At 63.4% G+C, this 25,998-nt stretch carries 24 protein-coding genes and 1 pseudogene; 16 read left to right on the top strand and 9 right to left on the bottom strand.

Annotation, left to right across the window (positions count from 1 at the left end):
* Window positions 1-127 precede the first annotated feature (127 nt).
* On the top strand, window positions 128-1,234 hold the full coding sequence (locus tag E8E68_RS12080; protein WP_266028335.1) for an NADH:flavin oxidoreductase/NADH oxidase: 1,107 nt from the start codon (window positions 128-130) through the stop codon (window positions 1,232-1,234).
* Window positions 1,235-1,352: 118 nt separating this feature from the next.
* Here E8E68_RS12080 and E8E68_RS12075 read toward each other — a convergent pair whose 3' ends face one another.
* From E8E68_RS12075 to ydcS, 5 genes are all read right to left on the bottom strand, one after another.
* Window positions 1,353-2,777 (bottom strand): gamma-aminobutyraldehyde dehydrogenase, encoded by a 1,425-nt coding sequence (locus E8E68_RS12075; protein ID WP_266028334.1) that lies wholly within the window; start codon window positions 2,775-2,777, stop codon window positions 1,353-1,355.
* Between the two features lie 17 nt (window positions 2,778-2,794).
* The gene (locus E8E68_RS12070; RefSeq protein WP_280341723.1) at window positions 2,795-3,601 is read right to left on the bottom strand and encodes an ABC transporter permease; all 807 of its coding nucleotides are present in this window, start codon (window positions 3,599-3,601) and stop codon (window positions 2,795-2,797) included.
* Window positions 3,591-4,502: an ABC transporter permease gene (locus E8E68_RS12065; RefSeq protein ID WP_266028330.1), complete on the bottom strand. Its 912-nt coding sequence runs from the start codon at window positions 4,500-4,502 to the stop codon at window positions 3,591-3,593. The genes E8E68_RS12070 and E8E68_RS12065 overlap by 11 nt, the downstream gene beginning before the upstream one ends.
* Window position 4,503: 1 nt before the next feature.
* Window positions 4,504-5,535 carry an ABC transporter ATP-binding protein gene (locus E8E68_RS12060; RefSeq protein ID WP_110748579.1) on the bottom strand — a complete coding sequence of 344 codons (1,032 nt, stop codon included), beginning with the start codon at window positions 5,533-5,535 and terminating at the stop codon, window positions 4,504-4,506.
* Between the two features lie 150 nt (window positions 5,536-5,685).
* Window positions 5,686-6,837, bottom strand: coding sequence for a putative ABC transporter substrate-binding protein YdcS (gene ydcS / locus E8E68_RS12055; protein ID WP_280341718.1), 1,152 nt, complete (start codon window positions 6,835-6,837; stop codon window positions 5,686-5,688).
* 156 nt (window positions 6,838-6,993) lie between these two features.
* Between ydcS and E8E68_RS12050 the strand changes: the two genes are divergently transcribed.
* The 8 genes and pseudogenes from E8E68_RS12050 to E8E68_RS12015 all read left to right on the top strand — a co-directional run.
* Entirely contained in the window at window positions 6,994-7,677 is a 684-nt protein-coding gene (locus E8E68_RS12050) for a tellurite resistance TerB family protein (RefSeq protein WP_280341715.1), read from the top strand.
* A gap of 364 nt (window positions 7,678-8,041) precedes the next feature.
* A complete protein-coding gene (locus E8E68_RS12045) occupies window positions 8,042-9,664 on the top strand; it encodes a methyl-accepting chemotaxis protein (RefSeq protein WP_266034005.1) in 1,623 nt (540 codons plus the stop codon).
* A 5-nt stretch (window positions 9,665-9,669) separates the two neighbouring features.
* Window positions 9,670-10,176 (top strand): chemotaxis protein CheW, encoded by a 507-nt coding sequence (locus E8E68_RS12040; protein WP_266034008.1) that lies wholly within the window; start codon window positions 9,670-9,672, stop codon window positions 10,174-10,176.
* A complete protein-coding gene (locus tag E8E68_RS12035; RefSeq protein WP_266034010.1) occupies window positions 10,173-11,447 on the top strand; it encodes a CheR family methyltransferase in 1,275 nt (424 codons plus the stop codon). The genes E8E68_RS12040 and E8E68_RS12035 overlap by 4 nt, the downstream gene beginning before the upstream one ends.
* Window positions 11,444-12,109: a chemotaxis protein CheW gene (locus E8E68_RS12030; protein ID WP_266034013.1), complete on the top strand. Its 666-nt coding sequence runs from the start codon at window positions 11,444-11,446 to the stop codon at window positions 12,107-12,109. The genes E8E68_RS12035 and E8E68_RS12030 overlap by 4 nt, the downstream gene beginning before the upstream one ends.
* Complete coding sequence (locus E8E68_RS12025) at window positions 12,106-14,412, top strand: hybrid sensor histidine kinase/response regulator (RefSeq protein WP_266034016.1); 2,307 nt, start codon at window positions 12,106-12,108, stop codon at window positions 14,410-14,412. The genes E8E68_RS12030 and E8E68_RS12025 overlap by 4 nt, the downstream gene beginning before the upstream one ends.
* A complete protein-coding gene (gene wspF, locus E8E68_RS12020) occupies window positions 14,409-15,422 on the top strand; it encodes a Wsp signal transduction system protein-glutamate methylesterase WspF (protein ID WP_110748259.1) in 1,014 nt (337 codons plus the stop codon). Before E8E68_RS12025 ends, wspF begins: the two co-directional genes overlap by 4 nt.
* Window positions 15,423-15,473: 51 nt before the next feature.
* Window positions 15,474-16,497 (top strand): annotated as a pseudogene (locus tag E8E68_RS12015) (PleD family two-component system response regulator); the annotation flags it as partial.
* A gap of 62 nt (window positions 16,498-16,559) precedes the next feature.
* Here the strand turns inward: E8E68_RS12015 and E8E68_RS12010 are convergent.
* Complete coding sequence (locus E8E68_RS12010; RefSeq protein ID WP_266034019.1) at window positions 16,560-16,991, bottom strand: hypothetical protein; 432 nt, start codon at window positions 16,989-16,991, stop codon at window positions 16,560-16,562.
* Window positions 16,992-17,296: 305 nt separating this feature from the next.
* Between E8E68_RS12010 and prfB the strand changes: the two genes are divergently transcribed.
* From prfB to E8E68_RS11975, 7 genes are all read left to right on the top strand, one after another.
* Window positions 17,297-18,392, top strand: a protein-coding gene (gene prfB / locus E8E68_RS12005) for a peptide chain release factor 2 (protein WP_110748267.1) whose coding sequence is annotated in 2 segments (ribosomal slippage) — window positions 17,297-17,368 and window positions 17,370-18,392 — 1,095 coding nt in all. Because the reading frame shifts where the segments join, the coding sequence is not laid out codon by codon here.
* 93 nt (window positions 18,393-18,485) lie between these two features.
* Window positions 18,486-19,988, top strand: a complete 1,503-nt coding sequence (gene lysS / locus E8E68_RS12000) for a lysine--tRNA ligase (protein WP_110748270.1) — start codon at window positions 18,486-18,488, stop codon at window positions 19,986-19,988.
* A gap of 192 nt (window positions 19,989-20,180) precedes the next feature.
* Window positions 20,181-20,885: a TetR family transcriptional regulator gene (locus E8E68_RS11995; RefSeq protein ID WP_266034026.1), complete on the top strand. Its 705-nt coding sequence runs from the start codon at window positions 20,181-20,183 to the stop codon at window positions 20,883-20,885.
* Window positions 20,886-20,913: 28 nt separating this feature from the next.
* Window positions 20,914-21,462: a hypothetical protein gene (locus E8E68_RS11990; RefSeq protein ID WP_280341700.1), complete on the top strand. Its 549-nt coding sequence runs from the start codon at window positions 20,914-20,916 to the stop codon at window positions 21,460-21,462.
* A gap of 57 nt (window positions 21,463-21,519) precedes the next feature.
* A complete protein-coding gene (locus E8E68_RS11985; RefSeq protein WP_110748279.1) occupies window positions 21,520-22,797 on the top strand; it encodes a flavohemoglobin expression-modulating QEGLA motif protein in 1,278 nt (425 codons plus the stop codon).
* Complete coding sequence (locus E8E68_RS11980) at window positions 22,769-23,692, top strand: alpha/beta hydrolase (protein ID WP_266034032.1); 924 nt, start codon at window positions 22,769-22,771, stop codon at window positions 23,690-23,692. Before E8E68_RS11985 ends, E8E68_RS11980 begins: the two co-directional genes overlap by 29 nt.
* Complete coding sequence (locus E8E68_RS11975) at window positions 23,689-24,015, top strand: hypothetical protein (RefSeq protein ID WP_280341697.1); 327 nt, start codon at window positions 23,689-23,691, stop codon at window positions 24,013-24,015. The genes E8E68_RS11980 and E8E68_RS11975 overlap by 4 nt, the downstream gene beginning before the upstream one ends.
* Window positions 24,016-24,093: 78 nt before the next feature.
* On the opposite strand, the gene E8E68_RS11970 is transcribed toward E8E68_RS11975, so the two are convergent.
* The 3 genes from E8E68_RS11970 to E8E68_RS11960 all read right to left on the bottom strand — a co-directional run bounded on the left by E8E68_RS11970 (window position 24,094) and on the right by E8E68_RS11960 (window position 25,973).
* Window positions 24,094-24,885, bottom strand: coding sequence for an OmpA family protein (locus E8E68_RS11970; RefSeq protein WP_110747080.1), 792 nt, complete (start codon window positions 24,883-24,885; stop codon window positions 24,094-24,096).
* Between the two features lie 50 nt (window positions 24,886-24,935).
* Window positions 24,936-25,349, bottom strand: coding sequence for a DUF4398 domain-containing protein (locus E8E68_RS11965; protein WP_110747078.1), 414 nt, complete (start codon window positions 25,347-25,349; stop codon window positions 24,936-24,938).
* A gap of 279 nt (window positions 25,350-25,628) precedes the next feature.
* The gene (locus tag E8E68_RS11960) at window positions 25,629-25,973 is read right to left on the bottom strand and encodes a pilin assembly protein (RefSeq protein WP_266034038.1); all 345 of its coding nucleotides are present in this window, start codon (window positions 25,971-25,973) and stop codon (window positions 25,629-25,631) included.
* Window positions 25,974-25,998 lie beyond the last annotated feature (25 nt).

Raw genomic sequence — 25,998 nt, 5'->3', positions numbered from 1 at the left:
CCAAATCCCATGGAACCTCCCCCCCACCCATTCTGGTCTAGTCTGAAGTTATGACCGGACCTGGGCCAGGGACGTGCAATTGAGTGTCCGGGCCGGATCACCATTGGAGTCCTTGGGAGGTGCCCTCATGAGCCTGCTGCTCGAGCCTTACACCCTGCGTCAGTTGACCCTGCCCAACCGCATCGCCGTGTCGCCGATGTGCCAGTATTCCGCCGTCGATGGCTTGGCCAACGACTGGCACCTTGTTCATCTTGGCAGCCGCGCCGTAGGTGGCGCGGGCCTGGTGATCACCGAAGCTGTGGCGGTTACCGCCGATGGCCGCATCACCGCCGAAGACCTTGGCCTGTGGGACGACGCGCAGATCGCCCCGTTACAACGCATCACCCGCTTCATCACCGCCCAGGGCGCCGTGGCTGGCATCCAGCTGGCCCACGCCGGGCGCAAGGCCAGCACCTATCGCCCATGGCTGGGCAAACCAGGTAGCGTCAAACTGGAAGAGGGCGGCTGGCAGCCGGTGGGGCCGTCGAAAATCGCCTTCGACCCTCAACACACCGCGCCGCGTGAGTTGAGCCAGGACGAGATTCAGGATGTGATTGGCGCCTTCGTCGCCTCGACCGAGCGCGCCTTGAAGGCCGGTTTCAAGGTGGTGGAGATCCACGCCGCGCACGGCTACCTGCTGCACCAGTTCCTATCACCCCTGAGCAACCAACGCCGCGATGAGTACGGTAGCAGCTTTGAAAACCGCATCCGCCTGACCCTGCAGGTGGTCGAGGCAGTGCGCAAGGTTTGGCCCGCGGAGTTGCCACTGTTCGTGCGTGTATCGGCAACCGACTGGGTGGAAGATGGTTGGAACCCTGATGAAACCGTCGAACTGGCCCGGCGCCTGCGCGGGTTGGGTGTGGACCTGATCGATGTGTCCTCTGGCGGCACCTCGGTAAACGCCGAAATCCCCACCGGCCCCGGCTACCAGACCCGTTTCGCCGAGCGCGTGCGCAAGGAATCGGAAATCGCCACTGGCACTGTGGGCATGATCACCGAACCGGCCCAGGCCGAGCACATCCTGCGCACCGGGCAGGCCGATATCATCTTCCTGGCCCGCGAACTGCTGCGCGACCCGTACTGGCCGCTGCATGCCGACGACGATCTGGGCGGCAACAAAGCCACCTGGCCGGCGCAGTACCAACGCGCCACGAGCAGGGCCAACCCGATTCACGAGTCTGATTTGCGGGACTAGGGGCGTCGAGTTTGCCGGGGGTTGGCGAGGATTTTGTTTGGGGCTCAGATCGAGCGCCGCGCGGGCGGCGCTCGATCTCGTTGGCGTTACAAATCTACCGACGTACCCCTGTGCCTCCTCAATGCTTGATCATCACATGCCGCACACAGGTGTAGTCCTCCAGCCCATACATCGACATGTCCTTCCCATACCCGGAATGCTTCTGCCCGCCGTGGGGCATTTCGCTGACCAGCATGAAATGGGTATTCACCCAGGTGCAGCCATACTGCAAGCGCGCCGCCAGGCGGTGGGCGCGGCCGGTGTCGCGGGTCCACACCGATGAGGCCAGGCCGTAGTTGGAGTCGTTGGCCCATTCCAGCGCCTGCGCTTCGTCTGTGAAGCGGGTGACCGACACCACCGGGCCGAACACTTCGTTGCGCACGATTTCGTCGTCCTGCAGGGCGTCGGCCAGCACGGTCGGCTCGAAGTAGAAACCCTCGCCATCAATCGCCTTGCCACCCGTCACCAGGCGAATGTGTGGCTGGGCAATGGCCCGCTGCACCAGCCCGGCGACCTTGTCGCGATGCTGGGCACTGATCAATGGCCCCAGCTCGGTGTCCTCGGCCTCCTGCAGGCCAGGTTTCAGGCTCGCTACTGCTGCACCCAGGCGCTCGACAAAGCGCTCGTAGATCCCGTCCTGTACGTACAGGCGACAGGCTGCGGTGCAGTCCTGGCCGGCGTTGTAGAAGCCGAAGGTGCGGATGCCGTCGATGGCGGCGTCGATATCGGCATCGTCGAACACCAGCACAGGCGCCTTGCCGCCCAGCTCCATGTGCATGCGTTTCACGCTGTCGGCGGTGGCGCTGATGATGTGCACGCCCGTGGGGATCGAGCCGGTCAGCGACACCATGCGCACCTTGGGGTGGCTGACCAGCGGGTTGCCGACGGTCTGGCCCCGGCCGAAAAGAATGTTCAGCACGCCTGGCGGCAGCAGGTCCTGGGCCAGTTCACCCAGCCGCAGGGCGGTCAGCGGGGTCAGTTCGGAGGGTTTGATCACCACCGTGTTGCCGGCTGCCAGGGCCGGGGCGATCTTCCAGGCCAGCATCATCAACGGGTAGTTCCACGGTGCGATGGAGGCCACCACCCCCAACGGGTCGCGACGGATCATCGAGGTGTGGCCCGGCAGGTATTCGCCTGCCGCCGAACCGCCCAGGCAACGTGCCGCACCGGCAAAGTAGCGGAAGACGTCGGCAATCGCCGGGATCTCGTCATTGAGCGCGGCGCTGAGCGGCTTGCCGCAGTTCTGCGATTCCAGCCGGGCCAGTTCATCGCCATGCCCTTCAATGGCGTCGGCCAAGGCCAGCAAGGCCTGCGCGCGCTCCTTGGGGCTGGTCTGCGACCAGCTGTCAAAGGCCTGGTCGGCGGCGCGCACGGCGCTGTCCACCTGCGCCTCGGTGGCCTCGTTGATCTGTGCCAGGGCGGTGCCCAGCGCCGGGTTGAGCACGGTCCAGGCAGGGCCTTGGCCAGCGACCAGTTGGCCATTGATCAGCATCTGCGTTTGCATCGGGGACTCCTCCAGGATCATTTGCCACTGCCCGCAACGCTTTCGCCGCCACGGGTCAGGTAATAGGCGCCAAGAATTGGCAGCATGGTTACCAGCATCACCAACATGGCCACCACGTTGGTCACGGGTACGTCGCGGGGTCGGCTGAGCTGGTTGAGCAGCCAGATCGGCAGGGTGCGTTCGTGGCCGGCGGTAAAGGTGGTGACGATGATTTCATCGAACGACAGGGCAAAGGCCAGCATGCCGCCGGCGAGCAGTGCCGAGCCGAGGTTGGGCAGGACGATGTAGCGGAAGGTTTGCCAGCCATCGGCGCCAAGGTCCATCGAGGCTTCGATCAGGCTCTGCGAAGTACGCCGCAGGCGGGCGATGACGTTGTTGTAGACGATCACCACGCAGAAAGTGGCGTGGCCGACCACGATGGTGAATACCCCGGGCTCGATACCCAAGGCTTTGAACGCCGAGAGCAGGGCGATGCCGGTGATGATGCCGGTCAGGGCGATGGGCAGGATCAGCATCAACGAAATGCCCTCCTTGCCGAAAAAGCTGCGCCGGTACAGCGCTGCCGAGGCCAGGGTGCCGAGCACCAGGGCGATCAGCGTGGCCAGGCAGGCTACCTGCAGCGACAGCTTGATCGCCTCCAGCACATCGGGGCGGGAGAAGGCCACGGCAAACCACTTCAGGGTAAAGCCCTTGGGCGGGAAGCTGAACGCCGCGTCTTCGGTATTGAAGGCATACAGGAAGATGATCAGGATCGGGAAGTGCAGAAACAGCAGCCCGCCCCAGGCTGCCAGGCGAAGCCCCGTGGAGGCTTTTTCAGAGTGCATCGAAAGCCCCCAGGCGCTTGACGATGGACAGGTACACGGCAATCAGCACGATCGGCACCAGGGTGAACGCGGCAGCCATCGGCATGTTGCCGATCGCCCCTTGCTGGGCATAGACCATGCTGCCGATGAAGTAGCCGGGCGGGCCGACCAGCTGCGGCACGATGAAGTCGCCCAAGGTGAGCGAGAAGGTGAAGATGGAGCCGGCGGCGATGCCGGGGATCGACAGTGGCAGAATCACCTGCAAGAAGGTTTGCCCGGGCCGTGCGCCGAGGTCCGCCGAGGCTTGCAGCAGTGACGGCGGCAAGCGCTCCAGCGACGCCTGGATCGGCAGGATCATGAACGGCAGCCAGATGTACACGAACACCATGAACCGCCCCAGGTGCGAGGTCGACAGCGTGCTGCCGCCCACGCCCGGCACCGTCAGCACGGCTTGCAGCAGGGCATCCAGGTGCAGTTGCTGGACGAACCACTGGGCCACCCCACCCTTGGCCAGCAACAGGGTCCAGGCATAGGTCTTGACGATGTAGCTGGCCCACATCGGCATCATCACTGCGATGTAGAAAAACGCCTTGGTCTTGCCGCTGGTGAAGCGCGCCATGTAGTAGGCGATGGGGAAAGCCAGTACCGCACTGGCCAGCGATACAGCTACAGCCATGCCCAGGGTGCGCAGGATGATGTCGAAGTTCGACGGGTTGAACAGCGCGGCGAAGTTGCCCAGGGTGAGGTCCGGGGTCACCGCCATGGTGAAGTCGTCGAAGGTATAGAACCCCTGCCACAACAGGTTCAGCAGCGAGCCGAGGTAGATCGCGCCGAACCAGGTCAGCGGGGGGATCAACAGCAGTGCCAAATACAGGTTGGGGCGCCGGTACAGCAGGTTGGACAGGCCGCGCAAAGTGCTCATGTCAGCGGCCCTCGGTTTCCTGCAACAGCGTCATCGCTTCGCGTGGCCAGTGCGCCTGCACCCGTTGCCCCGGCTGCCAGCCCTGGGCCTGCGCCTGCCAGCGGTCGTTGGCCTGGCTTACCGCCAGCAACTGGCCGCTGTCCAGCTGCAATTCGTAGCGGGTAGCACTGCCCTGGTACTGGACATCGCGCAGCAGCCCGCTGACCTGCACTTCATGGCTGGTTACCACAGGGTCGCCCAGGCGGATATGTTCGGGCCGGATGGAGAAGGGCGCCGGGCTGCCGTTGAGTGCCAGGGCCAGCTCGCCACGCACCACGTTAGAGGTGCCGACGAACTCGGCGACGAATGGGGTGGCGGGCTTCATGTACAGGTTGCGCGGGGTGTCGACCTGCTCGATGCGGCCGCGGTTGAACACTGCCACGCGGTCGGACATCGACAGCGCCTCAGTCTGGTCATGGGTGACGAAGACGAAGGTGATACCCAGTTGGCGCTGGAGTTTTTTCAGTTCGCCCTGCATCTGCTCGCGCAGTTTCAGGTCCAGCGCGCCAAGCGGTTCGTCCAGCAGCAGCACCCGTGGCCGGTTGACCAGCGCCCGGGCCAGGGCCACGCGCTGGCGCTGGCCGCCAGACAGCTGCGCCGGCTTGCGCGCGCCGTAGCCGGCCAGGGCTACCATCGCCAGGGCTTCTTCGGCACGGCTGTGGCGTTCGGCCTTGGCTACGCCTTTTACCTTCAGGCCATAGGCGATGTTGTCGAGCACGTTCATGTGCGGGAACAGCGCATAGTCCTGGAACACGGTGTTGACGTCACGCTGATAGGGCGGCACGCCAGCGGCCTCCACGCCATGGATGCGGATCGAGCCGCTGCTGGGTTGTTCGAAGCCGGCGATCAGGCGCAGGCAGGTGGTCTTGCCCGAGCCGGAAGGGCCCAGCATGGAGAAGAACTCGCCATCGATAATGTCGATGCTGACCTGGTCGACGGCCTTGACCTCGCCGAAGGTGCGGGAAACCTGGGTGAACTGGACGGCTAGGGGCATGCGTGGGCTCCGGACAACAAGGGTTCTCCTGTGCCGGCCTCTTCGCGAGCAAGCCCGCTCTTACAGGAGAAGCGCCACCCTTGCAGGCGGTTAAGAACCTGTGGGAGCGGGCTTGCCCGCGAAAAGGCCAGTACAGGCATTCAGGCAACCTCAGCGCCCACCCATGATGGCGATGTAATCCTGGGTCCAGCGGCTATACGGCACGAACTTGCCCCCTTGGGCCTGCGGGGTTTTCCAGAAGGCGATCTTGTCGAAGTTATCGAAACCATTGGTCTTGCAGCCCTCGGCGCCCAGCAGTTCGCTGCCGGTACACGCCGCCGGCACTGCCGGCAACGAGCCGAACCAGGCTGCCACGTCTCCCTGCACCTTGGGCTGCAGCGACCAGTCCATCCATTTGTAGGCGCAGTTGGGGTGCTTGGCCTCGGCGTGCAGCATGGTGGTGTCGGCCCAGCCGGTTGCACCCTCTTTGGGGATGGTCGAGGCCACTGGCTGGTTCTCTGCCTTCAGGCCATTGACCATGTAGCCCCAGGAACTGGAGGCGACCACGCCTTCGTTCTTCACGTCGCTCATCTGCACCGTGGCGTCATGCCAGTACCGGTGAATCAGCGGCTGCTGCTGACGCAGCAGTTCCAGCACGGCCTTGTACTGTTCTTCGTTCAGTTCGTACGGGTCCTTGATGCCCAGTTCGGGTTTGGCCGACTTCAGGTAGAGCGCGGCGTCGGCAATGTAGATCGGCCCGTCGTAGGCCTGTACGCGGCCCTTGTTCGGCTTGCCATCGGGCAGGTCCTGCGGCACGAACACCACGCCCCAACTGGTCGGCGCCTGTTTGAAAATGTTGGTGTTGTACAGCAGTACATTCGGCCCCCACTGGTACGGGGTGCCATAGACCTGCTTGTCGACCACGTACCAGCCGCCATTCTGCAGGCGCGGGTCGATGGTCTTCCAGTTGGGGATCAGTGCGGTGTTGATCGGTTGCACGCGCTTGCCGGCGATCAGTCGCAGCGACGCATCGCCCGAGGCGGTGACCAGGTCGTAGCCGCCCTTGGTCATCAGGCTGACCATCTCGTCCGAGGTAGCAGCGGTTTTCACGCTGACCTTGCAGCCGGTTTCCTTTTCGAAGCCGGTCACCCAGTCGTAGGCCTTGTCGCTTTCACCGCGCTCGATGTAGCCGGGCCAGGCGACGATGTCCAGGCGCCCTTCGCCGGCACCCAGGGCCTTGGGCGGTTCGGCGGCCTGCAGGCTGGCGCTGGCCAGTACGGCGCAGGTGGCGGCGCCGAGCAATGCGGTCTTGTGCACTGACATGGTGTTCCCTCTTCTTGGAGATTTTGGTCGCGGCAGTGGTCGAGTCTAGTTGGCTTTTTGCCAGCCAATGCAACATCCAGAAGCAAATCCGTGCATGGCCCATGGGCAGGCAGGCTTTACTCTGGCGGCTGACTTCCTTCACCTGGAGAGCTGCACATGAACACCCGTGGCCTACTGGATCAACTGCTGAAATCTGGCCAGGAGTTGCTGAACAAACAATCGGCTTCCGGCAAGCCTGCGGCGGGCGCGAGCGGGCTTGGCGGCTTGCTTTCCGGGGCCGGCGGTGGCCTTTTGGGTGGTGGCGCGCTGGGTTTGCTGCTGGGCAGCAAGAAGGCGCGTAAATATGGCGGCAAGGCCCTTACCTATGGCGGCCTGGCTGCGCTCGGCGTCCTGGCTTACAAGGCTTACGGCAACTGGCAGGCGCGTCAGCAGGTTACGGCCGGCGAACCGCAGACCGTCGACCGCCTGCCGCCGGCTCAGGTCGAGCAGCACAGCCAGGCGGTGTTGCGGGCGCTGGTGGCAGCGGCCAAGTCCGATGGCCACATCGATGAGCGCGAGCGGGCGCTGATCGAGGGCGAGTTCACCCGACTGGACAGCGACCGCGAACTGCAGCACTGGCTGCATGCCGAGCTGAACAAGCCGCTGGACCCAGCGGAGGTGGCGCGTGCGGCGCAAACGCCGGAGATGGCTGCCGAGATGTACCTGGCCAGCGTGATGATGGTCGACCAGGAAAACTTCATGGAGCGGGCTTACCTGGACGAACTGGCCCGTCAGTTGCGGCTGGACCCGGGTTTGCGTCAGGAGCTGGAAAGCCAGGTACGCCAGGCGGTGGCTCAGTAATAGGCCTGTCTGGAAATAGTCGGCGTCGGTGAGATCGAGCGCCGCCCGCGCGGCGCATCGCGAGCTGCGCTCGCTCCTACGTTTGTTTCGGGCCAGTAACGTCTGTGACAGGCGCGCGCGACCGCCTGGTTTGTACGACGCGATATCGCGCCATGCACCAAGGCGTTCGCGCGCGAACCCCACAGGCATAATTGGCCCGAAACAAACGTAGGAGCGAGCGCAGCTCGCGATGCGCCGCGCGGGCGGCGCTCGATCTCACAGTCGCTGCATATAGTGCGTCATGCACTTCACCCGCAAAACCATACGACCTCTAGGCTATACTCCGGCGATTTTCCCGCTCGTTGTGAATTCCTGAGGGCTGAATGTGAAGAACTGGACCTTGCGCCAACGGATCCTGGCAAGTTTCGCCGTGATCATCGCCATCATGCTGTTGATGATCGTGGCCGCCTACTCGCGGTTGGTGGCCATCGAAACCGCCGAAGAGGCAGTGGGGACCGACAGCATTCCCGGGGTCTACTACAGCTCGATGATCCGCAGTGCCTGGGTCGACAGTTACGTCACCAGCCAGCAACTGGTTGGTCTCTCCAACCACCGGGAAATCACTTCGGCCGACATGGAGCTGTTCAAGAGCTTCGAGGACCGGCTGAAGCAACACATGGCCAGCTACCAGTCCACCATCCAGGACAATGATGACCAGGCCCGTTTCGACCAGTTCATTCAGCTGGAAGAAAACTATCTGAAGATCGTCAGCCAGGTGTTGGACGCCTACCGTCAGCACAACTATGACGAAGCGCAGCGGCTGATCTCCGAAGTGCTCACCCCGGCCTGGGTTGACGGTCGCAAGCACCTGAACGAGGTGATCGAGTACAACCGCACGGCCGCCGACGCTGCCACCAACGAAATCGTAAGCGCCGTGAGCACCGCCAAGGGCAGCATGGTGGTGTCGCTGCTGCTGGCAATCGTCGCTGCAGGTATCTGTGGGCTGCTGCTGATGCGCGCCATCACCGCGCCCATGCAGCGTATCGTGCATGCCCTCGACAAACTGCGCTCGGGCGACCTGAGCATGCGCCTGAGCCTGGACCGCAAGGACGAGTTCGGCGCTATCGAAAGCGGCTTCAACGAAATGGCCGAGGCCCTGGCCAACCTGGTGTCCCAGGCCCAGCGCTCGTCGGTGCAGGTGACCACGTCGGTGACCGAAATTGCCGCGACGTCCAAGCAGCAGCAGGCTACCGCCACCGAAACCGCCGCCACCACCACCGAAATCGGCGCCACATCGCGGGAAATCGCCGCGACTTCGCGAGACCTGGTGCGCACCATGACCGAAGTCACCTCGGCCGCTGACCAGGCGTCCAGCCTGGCCGGCTCTGGGCAACAGGGGCTCGCGCGCATGGAAGAAACCATGCACCAGGTGATGGGCGCGGCCGACCTGGTCAACGCCAAGCTCGGCATCCTCAACGAGAAGGCCAGCAATATCACGCAGATGGTGGTGACCATCGTCAAGGTCGCCGATCAGACCAACCTGCTGTCGCTCAACGCCGCCATCGAAGCGGAAAAGGCCGGCGAATACGGCCGTGGTTTTGCCGTGGTGGCCACTGAAGTGCGCCGCCTGGCCGACCAGACCGCCGTGGCCACCTACGACATCGAGCAGATGGTGCGCGAGATCCAGTCGGCGGTGTCGGCCGGGGTCATGGGTATGGACAAGTTCTCTGAAGAGGTACGCCGTGGCATGTTCGAGGTGCAGCAGGTGGGCGAGCAACTGAGCCAGATCATCCACCAGGTGCAGGCCCTGGCGCCGCGCGTGCTGATGGTCAACGAAGGCATGCAGGCCCAGGCCACCGGTGCCGAGCAGATCAACCAGGCGCTGGCGCAGCTCAGCGATGCCAGCACCCAGACGGTGGAGTCGCTGCGCCAGGCCAGTTTTGCCATCGACGAGCTGAGCCAAGTGGCCGCAGGCCTGCGTGGCGGCGTGTCGCGCTTCAAAGTCTGACCACGATGAACGACATGCAACCGCACGCCACCCGGGCAGACAGTGCCAAGGGGGCGCTGTACCTGCAGTTTCGCATCAGGCAGCAGCGCTTTGCCCTGAGTGTGCACGAGGTGATCGAAGTGTTGCCGCGCCAGCCGCTCAAGCCGATTGCCCAGGCGCCGGCCTGGGTTGCCGGAATCCTGGCCCATCGTGGCCTGCTGGTACCGGTGATCGACCTTGCCGCGCTGAGCTTTGGCCTGCCGGCGGTGCAGCGCACCAGCACCCGTCTGGTGCTGGTGCACTACCGTGGTGGCCAGCAGCTTGGCCTGATCCTGGAGCAGGCCACCGAAACCCTGCGTTGCCACCCCGACGAGTTCCAGCCCTATGGCGTGGACACGGGCGAGGCGCCGTATCTGGGCCCGGTGCGGCAGGATGCCCAAGGCATGGTGCAGCGCATCGAGGTCAATGACTTGCTGCCCGACGCCGTGCACGATTTGCTGTACACGCAAGCCCCGACAGGGATGCCGACATGATCGAACAGCGTTTCTTCCGTTTCTTGCGCGAGCGTATAGGCCTGGACGTGGAGTCGGTGGGCGCGCCAATGGTGGAGCGTGCACTGCGCCAGCGTAGCGTGGCCGTGGGCGCCACCGATCTGGACGACTATTGGTTGCGCCTGCAGCAGTCCAACGACGAGCAACAGGCGCTGATCGAGGCAGTGATCGTCCCGGAAACCTGGTTTTTCCGTTACCCCGAATCCTTTGGTGCCCTGGCCAGCCTGGCGCACAAACGCCTGGCCGAACTGGCCGGGGCGCGCCCGTTGCGCCTGCTCAGCCTGCCGTGCTCGACCGGTGAGGAACCCTATTCACTGGCCATGGCCCTGCTCGACGCAGGCATGGCACCCGGTGCGTTTCTGATCGATGGCATGGACATCAGCCCCAGTTCGGTGGCCAAGGCCGGGCAGGCGGTGTACGGGCGTAATGCCTTCCGTGGCCGCGACCTGGGGTTTCGCGAGCGCTACTTCGAAGCCCTCGACGACGGCCACCGCCTGCATGAGCGGGTGCAGCAGCAAGTCAGCCTGCAAGTGGGCAATGTGCTCGACCCGGGCCTGGCCAGCCGTGATGGCCTGTACGATTTCGTGTTCTGCCGCAACCTGTTGATCTATTTCGACGTGCCAACCCAGCAACGTGTGTTCGAAGTGCTCAAGCGCCTACTCCACCCGCAGGGCGTGCTGTTTATCGGCCCGGCCGAAGGCAGCTTGCTGTCACGCCTGGGCATGCGCCCGCTGGGGATCGCTCAGGCGTTTGCCTATGTGCGTCATGAAGGCGCCAGCAGCCCTGTGCCAGCGCCGCCTGCGCCACCCGCCAGGCGCCCCGTGATGGCACCGGCCACACCGGTTTATCCGCCGGTCAGCTCGCCATTGCCGCGCCCGCTGCGTGTGTTGCCGGTGGCGGCCAAGCCAGTGTCGCCCCGTGAACACAACCATGAGGGCGCCAGCGAGTTGCTGGCCAGCATTGCCCGGCTGGCCAACGCCGGCGCCAGTGAGCAGGCCCGTGCGGAATGCCAGCGCTACCTGAGTAAGCACGCCCCTTCGGCGCAGGTCTACTACTGGCTGGGTTTGCTCAGTGATACCGAAGGCGATGCGCAGCAGGCGCTAACCCACTATCGCAAGGCCCTGTACCTGGAACCACAGCACCCCGAGGCGTTGGTGCATCTGGCAGCCCTGTTGGCGGCGCAGGGCGACCTGGTCGGTGCCCGGCGTCTGCAGGAACGGGCGGCGCGGGCTGGCCGGGAGTCTGAACGATGAGCGGTGAATCGGCGATGCAACTGCTGGCTGAGCATGACGCGCCTATCGACGACTGCTGGAACCGTATTGGCGTGCACGGCGACAAGCAGTGCCCGCTGCTGGAACGGCATGTTCATTGCCGCAACTGCGAGGTCTATGCCGCTGCGGCCACGCGGCTGCTGGACCGCTATGCACTGACCCAGGACCATCAGGCTGCAGCAGCGCCGGTGGTCGAGGAAAACATCGGCCGTTCGATGCTGCTGTTCCGCTTGGGCGAAGAGTGGCTGGCGCTGGCTACCGCCTGCCTGGCCGAAATCGCCCCGTTGCAGGCCGTGCATTCGTTGCCACACCAGCGTTCGCGATTGTTGCAGGGGGTCGTCAACGTGCGTGGTGCGCTGGTGCCGTGCCTGTCGCTGGCTGATTTGCTGGGCGTGCAGGCTACTGCCGTCGAGCAGCGCAGCGGCCGGGCGATGCCACGCATGCTGATCCTGGCCGCCGAAGGTGGGCCAGTGGTCATGGCCGTCGAGGAAGTCGACGGCATCCACCGCCTCGATCCGCTGCTGTCGGGCAACGGCCAGGATGCCACGCGCTTCACCGCCGCCGTTCTGCAGTGGCGCGGCCGCAGCGTTCGGGTACTGGACGATCAACACTTAATGTCTGAAGTGCAGCGGAGCCTGTCATGACCCCAGAGCAAATGCGCGACGCATCGTTGCTCGAACTGTTCAGCCTGGAGGCCGAAGCGCAAACCCAGGTACTCAGCGCCGGCCTGATGGCACTGGAACGCAACCCTACCCAGGCTGACCAACTTGAGGCCTGCATGCGCGCGGCGCACTCGCTTAAGGGGGCGGCGCGCATCGTCGGGGTGGATGCCGGGGTCAGTGTCGCCCACGTCATGGAAGATTGCCTGGTGGCCGCTCAGGAGGGCCGCCTGCGGCTGACCGCCGAACATATCGACGCGCTGTTGCAGGGTACCGATCTGCTGATGCGCATCGCCACGCCCGGTGACGCCGCGGCGCAAGCGACCTTGCCGGTGTTCCTGGCACAAATGGCCAGCCTGCTCGACCCGGGGGCAGCGGCCATGCCCAGGGTGCCGCCGGTTTTGCCTGCCGTACTGGCAGAGCCGCCGCAGGCAAGCCGGCCGGCGGAACCGCTGGTGTTGCCAGTCGAGCCGCCGGAGCCTGAGGCAGAACCCGAACCGACGCTGCGGCGCAAGGCGGGCAAACGTGCGGGCGAGGGGGGCGAGCGGGTGCTGCGGGTCACCGCCGATCGCCTTAACAGCCTGCTCGACCTGTCCAGCAAGTCGTTGGTGGAAACCCAGCGGCTGAAGCCTTACCTGTCTACCCTGCAGCGCCTCAAGCGGATGCACGGCCAGGGCATGCAGGCGCTCGACGGCTTGCGCATGCAGCTGGAAGACAGCGGCCAGAGCAGCGAAGTGCTTGAAGCCTTGGCCCAGACTCAGCGCCTGCTGGCAGAAACCCAGCAGATCCTGCAGCAGCAGGCCGCCGACCTCGATGAATTCGGCTGGCAGGCCAGCCAGCGCGCGCAGTTGCTGTATGACACCGCCTTGGCCTGCCGGATGCGGCCTTTTGCCGACGTGCTGACCGGGCAGAGTCGCATGGTTCGTGACCTTGGCCGCTCGCTGGGCAAACCGGTGCGGCTGGTGGTGGAAGGGGACAAGACCCAGGTCGACCGCGATGTGCTGGAAAAGCTTGAAGCACCGTTGACCCACCTGTTGCGCAATGCTGTCGACCACGGCATCGAACTGCCGGAACGACGCCTGCTGGCGGGCAAACCGGATGAGGGGGTGATCCGCCTTCGTGCTTCGCATCAGGCTGGCATGCTCAGCCTTGAGCTGGTCGATGATGGCGCTGGCATAGACCTCGAGCGCCTGTGCAGCAGCATCGTCGAGCGCGCCTTGTCGCCTGCCGAGACCGTGGCGCGCATGAGCGAGGCGGAACTGCTGACGTTCCTGTTCCTGCCTGGCTTCAGCCTGCGTGACAAGGTCACCGAAGTGTCCGGGCGCGGCGTCGGGCTGGATGCCGTGCAGCACATGATTCGCGAGCTGCGCGGCTCGATCGAACTGACCCAGGTGGCCGGGCAGGGTTGCCGCTTCCATCTGCAGGTGCCGCTGACCCTGTCGGTGGTGCGCAGCCTGGTGGTCGAAGTGGGCGGTGAGGCCTACGCCTTCCCGTTGGCCCATATCGAGCGCACGCTGGAAGTGACTGCCGAGCAGGTCGTGCAGATCGAAGGGCGCCAGCACTTCTGGCACGAAGGCCGACATATCGGCTTGGTGGCGGCCAGCCAGTTGCTCAACCGCCCGGCCGGGCAAAGCGACCAAGCCAGCCTGCGGGTGGTGGTGATCCGTGAGCGCGAGCAGTTATACGGCGTGGCGGTGGAGCGGCTGGTGGGCGAACGGGTGCTGGTGGTGATGCCGCTCGACCCGCGGCTGGGCAAGGTGCAGGACATTTCTTCAGGGGCCTTGCTCGATGATGGCTCAGTGGTACTGATCGTCGATGTCGAGGACTTGCTGCGCTCGGTGGAAAAACTCCTCAGCACCGGCAGCCTGGAGCGCGTCGAGCGCGGCAACAGCGCCGCCCGCGGTTTGGCCCGCAAGCGCATTCTGGTGGTCGACGATTCGCTGACCGTGCGCGAACTGCAGCGCAAGCTGCTGAGCCACCGTGGCTACGATGTGGCCGTAGCGGTGGATGGCATGGACGGCTGGAACGCCTTGCGTAGCGAAGACTTCGACCTGCTGATCACTGACATCGACATGCCGCGCATGGACGGCATCGAGCTGGTCACGCTGGTGCGCCGCGACCAGCGCTTGCAATCGCTGCCAGTGATGGTGGTGTCCTACAAGGACCGTGAGGAAGATCGACGGCGTGGTCTGGATGCGGGGGCCGACTACTATTTGGCGAAAGCCAGCTTCCACGATGATGCGTTGCTGGATGCGGTAGTCGAACTGATCGGAGGTGCTCAAGGATGAAGATCGCCATCGTCAATGACATGCCCATGGCCGTCGAGGCGCTTCGCCGGGCGGTTGCCTTCGAGCCTGCACACCAGGTGGTGTGGGTGGCCAGCAATGGCCAGGAGGCGGTGCAGCGCTGCGCCGAGCAGCTTCCAGACCTGATCCTTATGGACCTGATCATGCCGGTGATGGACGGCGTCGAGGCGACCCGGCGGATCATGGCTGAAACCCCCTGTGCCATCGTCATTGTCACGGTCGACCGCAAGCAGAACGTGCACCGGGTCTTCGAGGCCATGGGCCATGGCGCGCTCGATGTGGTCGACACCCCGGCGCTGGGGGCGGGTGACGCCCGCGAAGCGGCAGCGCCACTGCTGCGCAAAATCCTCAATATCGGCTGGCTGGTCGGCCAGCAGCGGGTGCCGGCAGCACGGCCGGTGGCTGCGCCGCTGCGTGAGGCTTCGCAGCGCCGCGGGCTGGTGGCGATCGGTTCTTCGGCCGGTGGCCCAGCAGCCCTCGAAGTGTTGCTCAAGGGCCTGCCGGCGGCGTTTCCGGCGGCCATCGTGCTGGTCCAGCATGTCGACCAGGTATTTGCCGCGGGCATGGCCGAATGGCTCAGCAGCGCCGCCGGCCTGCCGGTGCGCCTGGCCTGTGAAGGCGAGCCGCCGCAGCCGGGCCAGGTATTGCTGGCCGGCACGAATCACCACATCCGTCTGCTACAGAACGGCCAACTGGCCTACACTGCCGAGCCTGTGAATGAAATCTACCGGCCCTCGATCGATGTGTTCTTCGAGAGTGTCGCGCGCTACTGGGGCGGTGATGCGGTGGGGGTCTTGCTCACCGGCATGGGCCGCGACGGTGCCCAAGGCCTGAAGCTGATGCGTCAGCGAGGCTTTCTGACCATTGCCCAGGACCAGGCCAGCAGCGCGGTGTATGGCATGCCCAAGGCGGCTGCAGCCATCGATGCTGCAGTTGAGATTCGCCCGCTGGAACGGATAGCCAGCCGCTTGATGGAAATTTTCGGAAAATGACGACAGGTATTGAATCACGCCGCCAAGCCGGTAGTGATCAGGTGAACAGGTATGAGTGATTTACCGATCGAAGGTTTCGCGACCACCAACGAGAACTCGGCGATGGTGCTGCTGGTCGACGATCAGGCCATGATCGGCGAGGCAGTGCGGCGCGGCCTGGCCAATGAAGACAACATCGATTTCCACTTCTGTGCCGACCCACACCAGGCCGTGGCCCAGGCCATGCGTATCAAGCCCACGGTCATTCTTCAAGACTTGATCATGCCTGGCCTGGACGGCTTGACCCTGGTGCGCGAGTACCGTAACAACCCGGCCACCCAGGACATCCCGATCATCGTTCTGTCGACCAAGGAAGACCCGCTGGTCAAGAGCGCGGCGTTTGCCGCGGGGGCAAATGATTACCTGGTCAAGTTGCCGGATACCATCGAGCTGGTGGCGCGAATTCGCTACCACTCACGGTCCTACCTGACGCTGCTGCAACGTGACGAAGCCTACCGTGCGCTGCGCGTCAGCCAGCAGCAGCTGCTTGATTCCAACCTGATGCTGCAGCGGCTGATGAACTCCGATGGCCTCACCGGGCTGTCCAACCGTCGCCACTTTGACGAGTACCTGGAACTGGAGTGGCGCCGGGCCATGCGTGAACAGCAGCAGTTGTCGCTGCTGATGATCGATGTCGATTATTTCAAGGCCTACAACGACAGCTTTGGCCACTTGGCGGGCGACGAGGCCCTGCGCCAGGTCGCCGAGGCCATTCGTGGCTCTTGCTCGCGCCCAACCGACCTGCCGGCGCGCTACGGTGGCGAAGAGTTCGCTCTGGTGCTACCCAACACCTCGCCAGGTGGGGCAAGGCTGGTCGCCGAGAAGCTTCGCCAGACCGTGCTGGGCCTGGGCATCCCGCATTCCGCACCGGTGGCTGACTCGTGCCTGACGGTGAGTATCGGCCTGGCGACCCAGACTCCGACCATCGGCAGCCATTGCCGGCAGCTGATTTCGGCGGCGGACAAGGGGCTGTATCTGGCCAAGAACAGCGGCCGGAACCAAGTGGGCGTTGCTTGAGGGTCGAACACCGCCAGCGCGTACTGTTCAGAATGTTGACGCGGATGGCTGGCGGTATCGATACCCCGGTTTTTATAACGCTCACTCCACGATTTCTATGTACCTTGTAGGGCCGTGAAAGATAACCATGTCGCCATTCTTGTAGACGAGCTGGTACGCGACCTTGCAGGGATAAATGGACTTGATCTTGAGCGTATCGTCATCGGCGTAGCAATCATAGGTGACCAATTCCTGGTCGACGCTATGTCCTATGCGGTTGATTGAGCTGGCGAAGATGAACTCCGTCCTGACTTGCTCCAGGCTTTCCTGGGACCCACCCTCGACGCCAGGGAAGAGAATATTCATCTCGAATTTGTATTTTGTAGGGGAGCCGCTTGGGTTGGTTATGGCTTTAAGGCTGAGCGAGCCGTTTCTTTCTTTCGGGATGGTCAGGGTGCCGAACTCGCCTTTAAGTCTCCATTCGGTATCTGTGGCTGATCTAGGGTAGATTTCGATGATTTTGGTGGTATTCATTTTGGCCTCGCTTGGGTGGGATTGCAGGTCGGTATTACGAGGTAAGAGTTGAATAGCTGCCGCTGATGCGTGCAACTGGCAGAAATGCCAGTTCCGACAGGGAGCGCGCATGCAAAACGCCTGAAATTCATCGGTCCAACTATTTCCAGTCAGCACATTTCTGGCGCTCGTCTGCGATTGTGATTTTCGCCGTGAACGGCATGCTCCAAACCTGTGGGGTTTCCCTGCCGGGCGGGCCTGCCGCCGCGCCTCCGACTGCGTTATACTCGCGGGCTTTTCACCGAATTCGCGCGAGTAGGCAACCCATGGAAATCCAACCGATTCTGAACACCATCAAGGACCTCACCGAACGTTCCCAGTCAATTCGGGGGTATCTTTGACTACGATCACAAGCATGACCGCCTGATCGAAGTCAACCGCGAGCTGGAAGACCCCAACGTCTGGAACAAGCCCGAGTACGCCCAGGCACTGGGTCGCGAGCGCGCCATGCTGGCCCAGGTCGTCGAGACCCTCGACAAGCTGTCCAACGGCCTGGGCGACTGCCAGGACCTGCTCGACATGGCTGTCGAGGAAAATGACGAAAGCGCCGTCGGCGACGTCGTGACCGAGCTGGAAGGCCTGGAAGAAAACCTGGCCCAGCTTGAGTTCCGTCGCATGTTCAGCGGCGAGATGGACATGAACAACGCCTACCTGGATATCCAGGCCGGCTCCGGTGGTACCGAGGCACAGGACTGGGCCAACATCCTGCTGCGCATGTACCTGCGCTGGGCCGACAAGCGTGGTTTCGACGCCACCATCATCGAGCTTTCCGAAGGCGAAGTGGCGGGTATCAAAGGTGCCACCGTGCACATCAAGGGTGAATACGCCTTTGGCTGGCTGCGCACCGAAATCGGCGTGCACCGCCTGGTGCGCAAAAGCCCGTTCGACTCCGGCGCCCGCCGCCACACGTCGTTCTCGGCCGTGTTCGTCTCGCCCGAGATCGACGACAAGGTCGAAATCGAGATCAACCCGTCCGACCTGCGCATCGACACCTACCGTTCCTCCGGTGCCGGTGGCCAGCACGTGAACACCACCGACTCGGCAGTACGTATCACTCACGTACCGACCAATACCGTGGTGGCTTGCCAGAACGAACGTTCTCAGCACGCCAACAAGGACACCGCCATGAAAATGTTGCGGGCCAAGTTGTACGAGCTGGAAATGCAGAAGCGCAACGCCGCTTCGCAGGCGCTGGAAGACAGCAAGTCGGACATCGGCTGGGGCCACCAGATTCGCTCCTACGTGCTGGATGACTCGCGCATCAAGGACCTGCGTACCGGCGTCGAACGCAGCGACTGCCAGAAGGTCCTCGATGGCGACCTTGACCAGTACCTGGAAGCGAGCCTCAAGCAGGGCCTGTAAGCCGCACACCCATGCCGCGCTACCTGGCCAGCCGCCGGTAGCGCGTGCCCTGCCCGGAACGGGCAACGAATACCTGATGGAAAGAATGACGACATGAGCGACCTGAAGACCGAATCGCAAGACCTGCAACAGGAAGAAAACGCCCTGATCGCCCTGCGCAAGGAAAAACTTGCCGCCGAGCGTGCCAAGGGCAATGCCTTCCCCAACGACTTCCGTCGCGACAGCTACTGCAACGACCTGCAGAAGCAATACGCGGACAAGACCAAGGAAGAGCTGGAAGCAGCCGCGATCCCGGTCAAGGTAGCCGGCCGCATCATGCTCAACCGTGGCTCGTTCATGGTTATCCAGGACATGACTGGCCGTATTCAGGTCTACGTCAACCGCAAGACCCTGCCGGAAGAAACCCTGGCTGCGGTCAAGACCTGGGACCTGGGCGACATCATCAGCGCCGAAGGCACCCTGGCCCGCTCCGGCAAGGGCGACCTGTACGTTGAAATGACCAACGTACGCCTGCTGACCAAGTCGCTGCGCCCGCTGCCCGACAAGCACCACGGCCTGACCGACACCGAGCAGCGCTACCGCCAGCGTTACGTCGACCTGATGGTCAACGAAGAAACCCGCCACACCTTCCGTGTGCGTTCCCAGGTGATCTCGCACATTCGCAAGTTCCTCATCGAGCGCGACTTCCTTGAAGTCGAAACGCCGATGCTGCAGACCATCCCGGGCGGTGCGGCAGCCAAGCCGTTCGAAACCCACCACAACGCCCTGGACATGGCCATGTTCCTGCGTATCGCGCCGGAGCTGTACCTCAAGCGCCTGGTCGTGGGTGGCTTCGAAAAAGTGTTCGAGATCAACCGTAACTTCCGCAACGAAGGCGTTTCGACTCGTCACAACCCTGAATTCACCATGCTTGAGTTCTACCAGGCCTACGCCGACTACCGCGACAACATGGACCTCACCGAGGAACTGTTCCGCGAGCTGGCCCAGCTTGTACTGGGGTCTACCGACGTGCCGTACGGCGACAAGGTCTTCCACTTCGGCGAACCGTTCGTACGCCTCTCGGTGTTCGACTCGATCCTGAAGTACAACCCGGAGCTGACCGCTGCCGATCTGCAAGATGTCGATCGCGCCCGCGACATCGCCAAAAAGGCCGGTGCCAAGGTGCTGGGCCACGAAGGCCTGGGCAAGCTGCAGGTCATGATTTTCGAAGAGCTGGTCGAGCACAAACTGGAGCAGCCGCACTTCATCACCGAGTACCCGTTCGAAGTGTCGCCGCTGGCCCGTCGCAACGATGACAACCCGGCTGTTACCGACCGTTTCGAGCTTTTCATCGGTGGCCGCGAAATCGCCAACGCCTACTCCGAGCTCAACGATGCCGAAGACCAGGCCGAGCGCTTCCTGGCCCAGGTGGCAGAGAAGGACGCGGGTGACGACGAAGCCATGCACTACGACGCCGACTTCGTTCGTGCGCTGGAGTACGGCATGCCGCCGACCGCCGGTGAAGGGATCGGCATCGACCGCCTGGTGATGCTGCTGACCAACTCGCCGTCGATCCGCGACGTGATTCTGTTCCCGCACATGCGTCCGCAGGGCTGAAGACATTGAACGAGCCGCCTTTCGAGGCGGCTTTTTCTTGCCCTAAGCTTTATGTTGCCTGTACCGGCCTCTTCCCGAGCACGCCCACTCCCACACCTGAATGTTGCGGGGTCCCTGTGGGGGCGTGCGTGCCTGCGAAGAAGCCGGCACTGATGAAACACTGCCCATGAGGTATCCCCCGTGACACCCGCCATGCCTGACCAAGGCGCCGCCGGCATCGCCACCGCCGTCGCCGAAAGCGTGCAATACCAAGGCCGCAAGACTGCCCGCCAAGGCAGCGAACAGCGTCGCCAGCTGATTCTCGACGCCGCCATGCGAATTGTCGTGCGCGATGGCGTGCGCGGTGTGCGCCACCGTGCGGTGGCCGCCGAGGCCGGTGTGCCATTGTCAGCCACCACCTACTACTTCAAGGACATCGAAGACCTGCTCACCGACACCTTCGCCCAGTACGTCGAGCGCAGTGCTGCCTACATGGCCAAGCTGTGGGCCAATACCGAGGTGGTGTTGCGCCAACTGCTCGCACAGGGTGATGGCAGCCGGCAGGCGCGTGCGCGGCTGGCGGACGAAGTGGCGCGGATGACCGCCGACTACGTTCAGCGCCAGTTGCTCAACCGCCGTGATTTCCTCATGGCCGAGCAGGCCTTCCGCCAGGAGGCACTGCTGTGCCCGCGCCTGGCCGAGCTGGTGTGCGCCCATGAGCAGATCCTGCTGCACGGCACACGGCAATTGCTGCAGGTGGTGGGCTCGCGGCAACCGGAACAGGACGCCCAAATGTTGACGGCGATTATCGAGCAGATGGAATATCAGGGCCTGCTCAAGGATGCCAGTGCGCAAGCCGATGGGCAGATGCTCGCTATGCTTACCCGATACCTGCAACTGGTGCTGGCATCGGCTTGAGCGAGACCGACTTTTCTAGGAGAACCTGATGAAAGCCTGGCGTGTGGTGTCGTTGACTTTGTCATTCCTGCTGCTGGGCGGTTGTCTGGTGACCTTCCATGAGCCCTTGCCGAGCAACCAGGCGGCGCCCAAGGCCTTGCTTGGCAAGTGGAGCAGCAAGGATGCCTGGGGCGAGCCGCTGAAACTTACCATCAGCCGCAGTGGCGGCGATGCCTACAAGGCGGTCGCCACGCCCAAGGGCAAGGCCCCTGAAGAATACGTGTTCACCGTGTCGCGCCACGGCAACCGCTGGTACCTGTCGGCCGGTGTGCCAAAACGCTTGGGCGGCAATTTCCTGATTGGCGGCTTCGATATCGTCGATGGCAAGGAACTGGTGGTGTACAACCTGGATGTCGAGCAGGTACAGCAGGCAGTGGACAAGAAGGAACTGAACGGGCGCAGCACCGAGGTGCCGGAAGACAACGGCGACGGCGTGCTGATCGACAGCCCGGCGGCGCGGGTACTGGCCTACCTGGATGACCCGGCCAACTCCGACCTGTTCGTCGAAGTAGCGCGGTTCCAGCGCTCCGGCAAATGACCGTGCTGGCGGCTTCGCGGGCAAGCACAGGTTTCGTGTACTAGAAAGGAGTCCCCGGTGGACGAATACCAGCAAACCATCCGTGCCCTGTCCGACCGCATCGTTGCGGCACAGACCCCGATCCGGGTGCTGGACGCGGTGAAGTGGGACGACAACATCCGCCAGGGCTTTCTCAATGCCAAGGGCAAGGAGCCGCCTGCCGTCGATCGCGACTACTACCAGTCGCGTCCACTGTCGTTCGACTCCAGTGCGGTGAAGGCCGAGTTTCAAGGCATCGAGCGCGATATCATCCGCCAGCTCGGCCAGTTCAACCCGGTCGGGCAGATCATGAAGCGCATGTGCCGCGAATACCGCATGGTGGTGCGCATGCTCGAAGCGCGCGGCACCGAAGACTTCGGCCTGATCTCTCAGGAACTGTATGGCGCTGCCTCCGATGCCTTCCATGCCGGTGACCCGACCCTGGCCGACCTCGGCCTGATGTTGTCGGACTATCTGAACAACATCGATGGCCGTGGCGACCTCAAGGATGAGCCCAAGAACCTTACCGCCAAGGAGGCCGTGGACATCCTTCAGCGGCGCCTGAACAAGGTGTTCGGCGAAGCCGAGGGGACCATTCGCGTATTCGAGTCCGATGGCATCGTCGCCGACGCTGCGGCCGGGGCCGACTACATCAAGGTGCGTGCCGACGCCATGTTCAACGCCCGCGACGTGCGCGCCCTGGAGGTGCACGAAGGGTTGGTGCACGTTGGCACCACACTCAACGGCCTGAACCAGCCGATCTGTACCTTCCTGGCCAAGGGCCCGCCCTCGTCGACGGTGACCCAGGAAGGCCTGGCGATCCTCATGGAGGTGATTGCCTTTGCCTCCTACCCCAGCCGCCTGCGCAAGCTCACCAACCGCACCCGTGCCATCCATATGGTCGAGGAGGGCGCAGACTTCATGCAGGTCTACGGCTTTTTCCGCGAGCAGGGCTTTGAAATGGCCCAGAGCTACAGCAACGCCAGCCGGGTGTTCCGCGGTTCGGTGCCCAACGGGCTGCCATTCACCAAGGACTTGTCCTACCTCAAGGGCTTCATCATGGTTTACAACTACATTCAGTTGGCCGTGAAGAAGGGCAAGCTGGAGCAGATCCCGTTGCTGTTCTGTGGCAAAACCACGCTGGAAGACATGCGCACCCTGCGCCAACTGGTCGAGGAAGGGCTGGTCGAGCCGCCCAAGTACCTGCCCGAGCAGTTCCGCGACCTCAACGCGCTGTCGGCCTGGATGTGCTTCTCCAACTTCCTCAACCACCTGAGCCTGGATCGCATTGAAGCCGACTACGCGAACATTCTCTGAGTACTGCCGTCTGCTGGCCGTGAGCCTGGTGCTGCTGGGGCTGGGCGGCTGCAGCAGCCTGTTGTTCTACCCCGAGCCTGGCCAAGCTTTCACTCCCGAGCGGGCCCGGCTGGAATACCGTGATCTGACCCTGACCACTGCAGATGGCGTTCGCTTGCATGGCTGGTGGCTGCCGGCCAAGGCGGGGGTCGAGGTCAAGGGCACGGTGCTGCACCTGCACGGCAACGGCGGCAACCTCCCCGGGCACCTGGGCGGCAGCTACTGGCTGCCGGAGCAGGGCTACCAGGTGTTGATGATCGATTATCGCGGCTATGGCTTGTCCGAGGGGCAGCCGAGCCTGCCGGACGTCTACGAGGACATCGCCACGGCCATCGCCTGGCTCGACCGGGCTCCCGAGGTCAAGGGTAAGCCGCTGGTGCTGCTGGGGCAGAGCCTGGGCGGCGCCATGGCCATTCATTACCTGGCTGCCCATCCCGAGCAGCGCCAGCGCTTCAGTGCGCTGGTGTTCGATGGCGTGCCGGCCAGCTACCGGGCGGTGGGGCGTTATGCGCTCAGCACCTCGTGGATGACCTGGCCGTTGCAGGTGCCGCTGTCGTGGCTGGTGCCGGACGGTGACAGCGCGATCCGCTCGATCGAGAAACTGAGCAGTCCGCCCAAGCTGTTTTTCCACAGCATCGACGACAACCTGGTGCCGCTGGACAATGGCATCCGCCTGTACCAGCACGCGCCGCCGCCGCGGGTGCTGCAACTGACCCGGGGCGGCCACGTGCAGACCTTCGCCGACCCTACGTGGCGCCAGGTGATGCTGCGTTTCCTCGACGACCCCAGCCATTTCAACGGCCTGCGGCGGCTTGCCGAAGTGCCCAATTTCCCAGACGAGAAGAACAAGCAATGAGTGAAGAACGCAACGCCATCCCGCTGATTCTGACCGGGGTTGGCAGCATCATCGTGACGGTGGGGGCCTTGTGGTACTACGGTTACCTGCATTTTGCCAAGCCCGAGGATGCCCTGTTGCTGCAGGATTTCACCATGCTCAAGACGATCCCGGGCGAGGATTACAAGGTCTCGCTCGACCCCGCGCCGCAGGTGGCTCAGTGTCTGGATGGCGTGCTGGTGCTGTTCGACACCCAGCAAAAGGGCCTGACCGGCGTGCTGGTGGACAACCGCAAGCGTGCAGTGCGTTGCATGGGCGAGGAAACACCGCAGCGGGTGCAGTGAGTGTTTGACGCCGCATTTTTGGCGGACAAAGAAAAGCCCCGCGTCGCTTGCGGGGCTTCTCATGTCAGCTAGCCAGCCTTACTGCTGAACCTGGCTCACCGAGCGTGGTGCCACTGGCTGGTTGTCGTTGGAGATGGTCACCTCCACGCGACGGTTCTGCGCACGGCCCGAGTTGCTGCCGTTGTCAGCCACAGGGTATTCCTTGCCGTAGCCCTGAGACACGACGCGCGCAGGATCTACGCCAGCACGTACCAGTGCCATGCGCACGCTGTTGGCGCGGCGTTCGGACAGGGTCTGGTTGTAGTTGGCCGAGCCGACGCTGTCGGTGTAGCCCTCGACGATCACCTTGCGCTCCGGGTTTTCCTGGAGGAACTGCGCCAGCTTGGTGATGTTCGGGTAGGCGTTGCTCTTGAGTTCGGCCTTGTTGAAGTCGAACAGCACGTCACCGAAGGTCACCAGCGTACCGCGGTCGGTCTGCTTGGCGTTGAGGCTGTCCTGCAGCTTGGCGATCTGCGCATCGCGGGCGTCCAGCTTGGCTTTGGCACGTTCAGCCGAGGCGTTTTTCAGCTCACCTTCGGCGGTGCGCAGAGCGATGGTCTGCTTGGCCACTTCGACGCGCTGGTTGGTCAGGTAGGCGAGTTGGTCGACTTTCTTCTCGTCTTCACGGTCCATGTAGGCCTTGTCGGCCTTGTTCAGCCAGTCCTGGGCGTCCTTGGTTTCCAGTGCAGCCACTTTGCTCGCTTGCGGGTCGCTCTGCAGCGAGGAGAAATTGGTGCGGGCCGCTTCCAGATTGGCATTAGGGTCGTGCGAGCAGGCAGCAAGACCTACGCTCAGGGCCAGCAGGGCGGGAATCATGACGTGTTTGCGCATAGTGTTCATCCTTTGATCGTGTGCGAAGGCTAAGGTTGGCGGGGCAGGGCTCACTGAGCGCTGCGCAGGCCTTCCTCACGTACGTCCTGAACGCCCTGACGGGCATCCTGCACGGCCTTCTGGGCTTTGGCTGCCTGGGCTTTGCGTTCGGCGAGGCGGGCATCCCACTCGGCCTGTTGGGCCAGGCGCTTGGCCTCGTCGTACTTTTTGTCGTGCATGGCAATTTCGGCCTGCTTGAACTTGTCCTGCGCCGCTTTCATTTCAACAGCGGCAAATTCGGTGCCGCCAGCGCTGACAGCGGAGTTCACGGCGGACTGGGTAACCGCATACTGCTCGGTCGGCGGGTTGCCCGCACAGCCGGCCAGGACCAGGCTACTGCCCAGCGCCAGCGCGGCCAGCTTGAACCCGCGCACGTGAGTGGATGACGGTTTGAAAGTGCGGGTTTTCATGTTGGTCAGCTCCATTGGATCACTCCTGATAACGACGATGTCCGTAGCAGTCCATCGCTCATTCCCTGACAATTTCCGTGCGCTTCAGCTGATCGGTGCACAAGTGCAGGTGTGCAGGGTTTTAGCGTGATGGCTATTGGCTCCGACTGGAGTGTTTTTCCAATAGTTCAGAAAAAAGTCGTGTAATCGGATAACTATTTCTGACTGATCAGTCAGCGGAGGGGGTGCGGAACTTTAGCAGGGCTCAGCGGTATTCCGGGCCTGTGCGAGGCCCGGAATGACGGGGCGGGGGGGTTAATTTTCGCTGTCGTCGCCGGTGTTGCTCAGGCTGTGCAGGTGCTGACGCGACAGCGACAGGAAGCGCGGTGTAGGGCCAACATCCTCGTACAACGGGTCGCCCTCTTCATCGGTGGCGATGACCTGGCGGCCCTGCACGTACGGAAAGCTGGCCTCCAGCTCTTCCAGGGCGGCCGCCACCAGTTCGCCGAGCAGTTCCTCGGCGGTGCGCTTGGGGTACATGTCGATCAACGCGGCCAGGCGCGCCTCGGATTCCAGGTCCAGGTGCAACACATGGCCCGTGCGGCTGAGGGTGCCGGCGGCGTTCTGTTCCCAGTGCTGGGCGAGTTCACGGATTTTCATGATGACCTCTATGGACGCCTGTGAA

Origin of the sequence: Pseudomonas sp. BN607, from assembly GCF_029871175.1 — a bacterium.
Lineage (GTDB): Bacteria > Pseudomonadota > Gammaproteobacteria > Pseudomonadales > Pseudomonadaceae > Aquipseudomonas.
This window is presented reverse-complemented; position numbering and strand designations above follow the sequence as displayed.

What these genes read in the sequence shown, in the direction of transcription:
- E8E68_RS12080 (WP_266028335.1), top strand. Translation starts at nt 128, where the DNA reads ATGAGCCTGCTGCTCGAGCCTTACACCCTGCGTCAGTTGACCCTGCCC.
- E8E68_RS12075 (WP_266028334.1), bottom strand. Translation starts at nt 2,777, where the DNA reads ATGCAAACGCAGATGCTGATCAATGGCCAACTGGTCGCTGGCCAAGGC.
- E8E68_RS12070 (WP_280341723.1), bottom strand. Translation starts at nt 3,601, where the DNA reads ATGCACTCTGAAAAAGCCTCCACGGGGCTTCGCCTGGCAGCCTGGGGC.
- E8E68_RS12065 (WP_266028330.1), bottom strand. Translation starts at nt 4,502, where the DNA reads ATGAGCACTTTGCGCGGCCTGTCCAACCTGCTGTACCGGCGCCCCAAC.
- E8E68_RS12060 (WP_110748579.1), bottom strand. Translation starts at nt 5,535, where the DNA reads ATGCCCCTAGCCGTCCAGTTCACCCAGGTTTCCCGCACCTTCGGCGAG.
- ydcS (WP_280341718.1), bottom strand. Translation starts at nt 6,837, where the DNA reads ATGTCAGTGCACAAGACCGCATTGCTCGGCGCCGCCACCTGCGCCGTA.
- E8E68_RS12050 (WP_280341715.1), top strand. Translation starts at nt 6,994, where the DNA reads ATGAACACCCGTGGCCTACTGGATCAACTGCTGAAATCTGGCCAGGAG.
- E8E68_RS12040 (WP_266034008.1), top strand. Translation starts at nt 9,670, where the DNA reads ATGAACGACATGCAACCGCACGCCACCCGGGCAGACAGTGCCAAGGGG.
- E8E68_RS12035 (WP_266034010.1), top strand. Translation starts at nt 10,173, where the DNA reads ATGATCGAACAGCGTTTCTTCCGTTTCTTGCGCGAGCGTATAGGCCTG.
- E8E68_RS12030 (WP_266034013.1), top strand. Translation starts at nt 11,444, where the DNA reads ATGAGCGGTGAATCGGCGATGCAACTGCTGGCTGAGCATGACGCGCCT.
- E8E68_RS12025 (WP_266034016.1), top strand. Translation starts at nt 12,106, where the DNA reads ATGACCCCAGAGCAAATGCGCGACGCATCGTTGCTCGAACTGTTCAGC.
- wspF (WP_110748259.1), top strand. Translation starts at nt 14,409, where the DNA reads ATGAAGATCGCCATCGTCAATGACATGCCCATGGCCGTCGAGGCGCTT.
- E8E68_RS12010 (WP_266034019.1), bottom strand. Translation starts at nt 16,991, where the DNA reads ATGAATACCACCAAAATCATCGAAATCTACCCTAGATCAGCCACAGAT.
- lysS (WP_110748270.1), top strand. Translation starts at nt 18,486, where the DNA reads ATGAGCGACCTGAAGACCGAATCGCAAGACCTGCAACAGGAAGAAAAC.
- E8E68_RS11995 (WP_266034026.1), top strand. Translation starts at nt 20,181, where the DNA reads ATGCCTGACCAAGGCGCCGCCGGCATCGCCACCGCCGTCGCCGAAAGC.
- E8E68_RS11990 (WP_280341700.1), top strand. Translation starts at nt 20,914, where the DNA reads ATGAAAGCCTGGCGTGTGGTGTCGTTGACTTTGTCATTCCTGCTGCTG.
- E8E68_RS11975 (WP_280341697.1), top strand. Translation starts at nt 23,689, where the DNA reads ATGAGTGAAGAACGCAACGCCATCCCGCTGATTCTGACCGGGGTTGGC.
- E8E68_RS11970 (WP_110747080.1), bottom strand. Translation starts at nt 24,885, where the DNA reads ATGCGCAAACACGTCATGATTCCCGCCCTGCTGGCCCTGAGCGTAGGT.
- E8E68_RS11965 (WP_110747078.1), bottom strand. Translation starts at nt 25,349, where the DNA reads ATGGAGCTGACCAACATGAAAACCCGCACTTTCAAACCGTCATCCACT.
- E8E68_RS11960 (WP_266034038.1), bottom strand. Translation starts at nt 25,973, where the DNA reads ATGAAAATCCGTGAACTCGCCCAGCACTGGGAACAGAACGCCGCCGGC.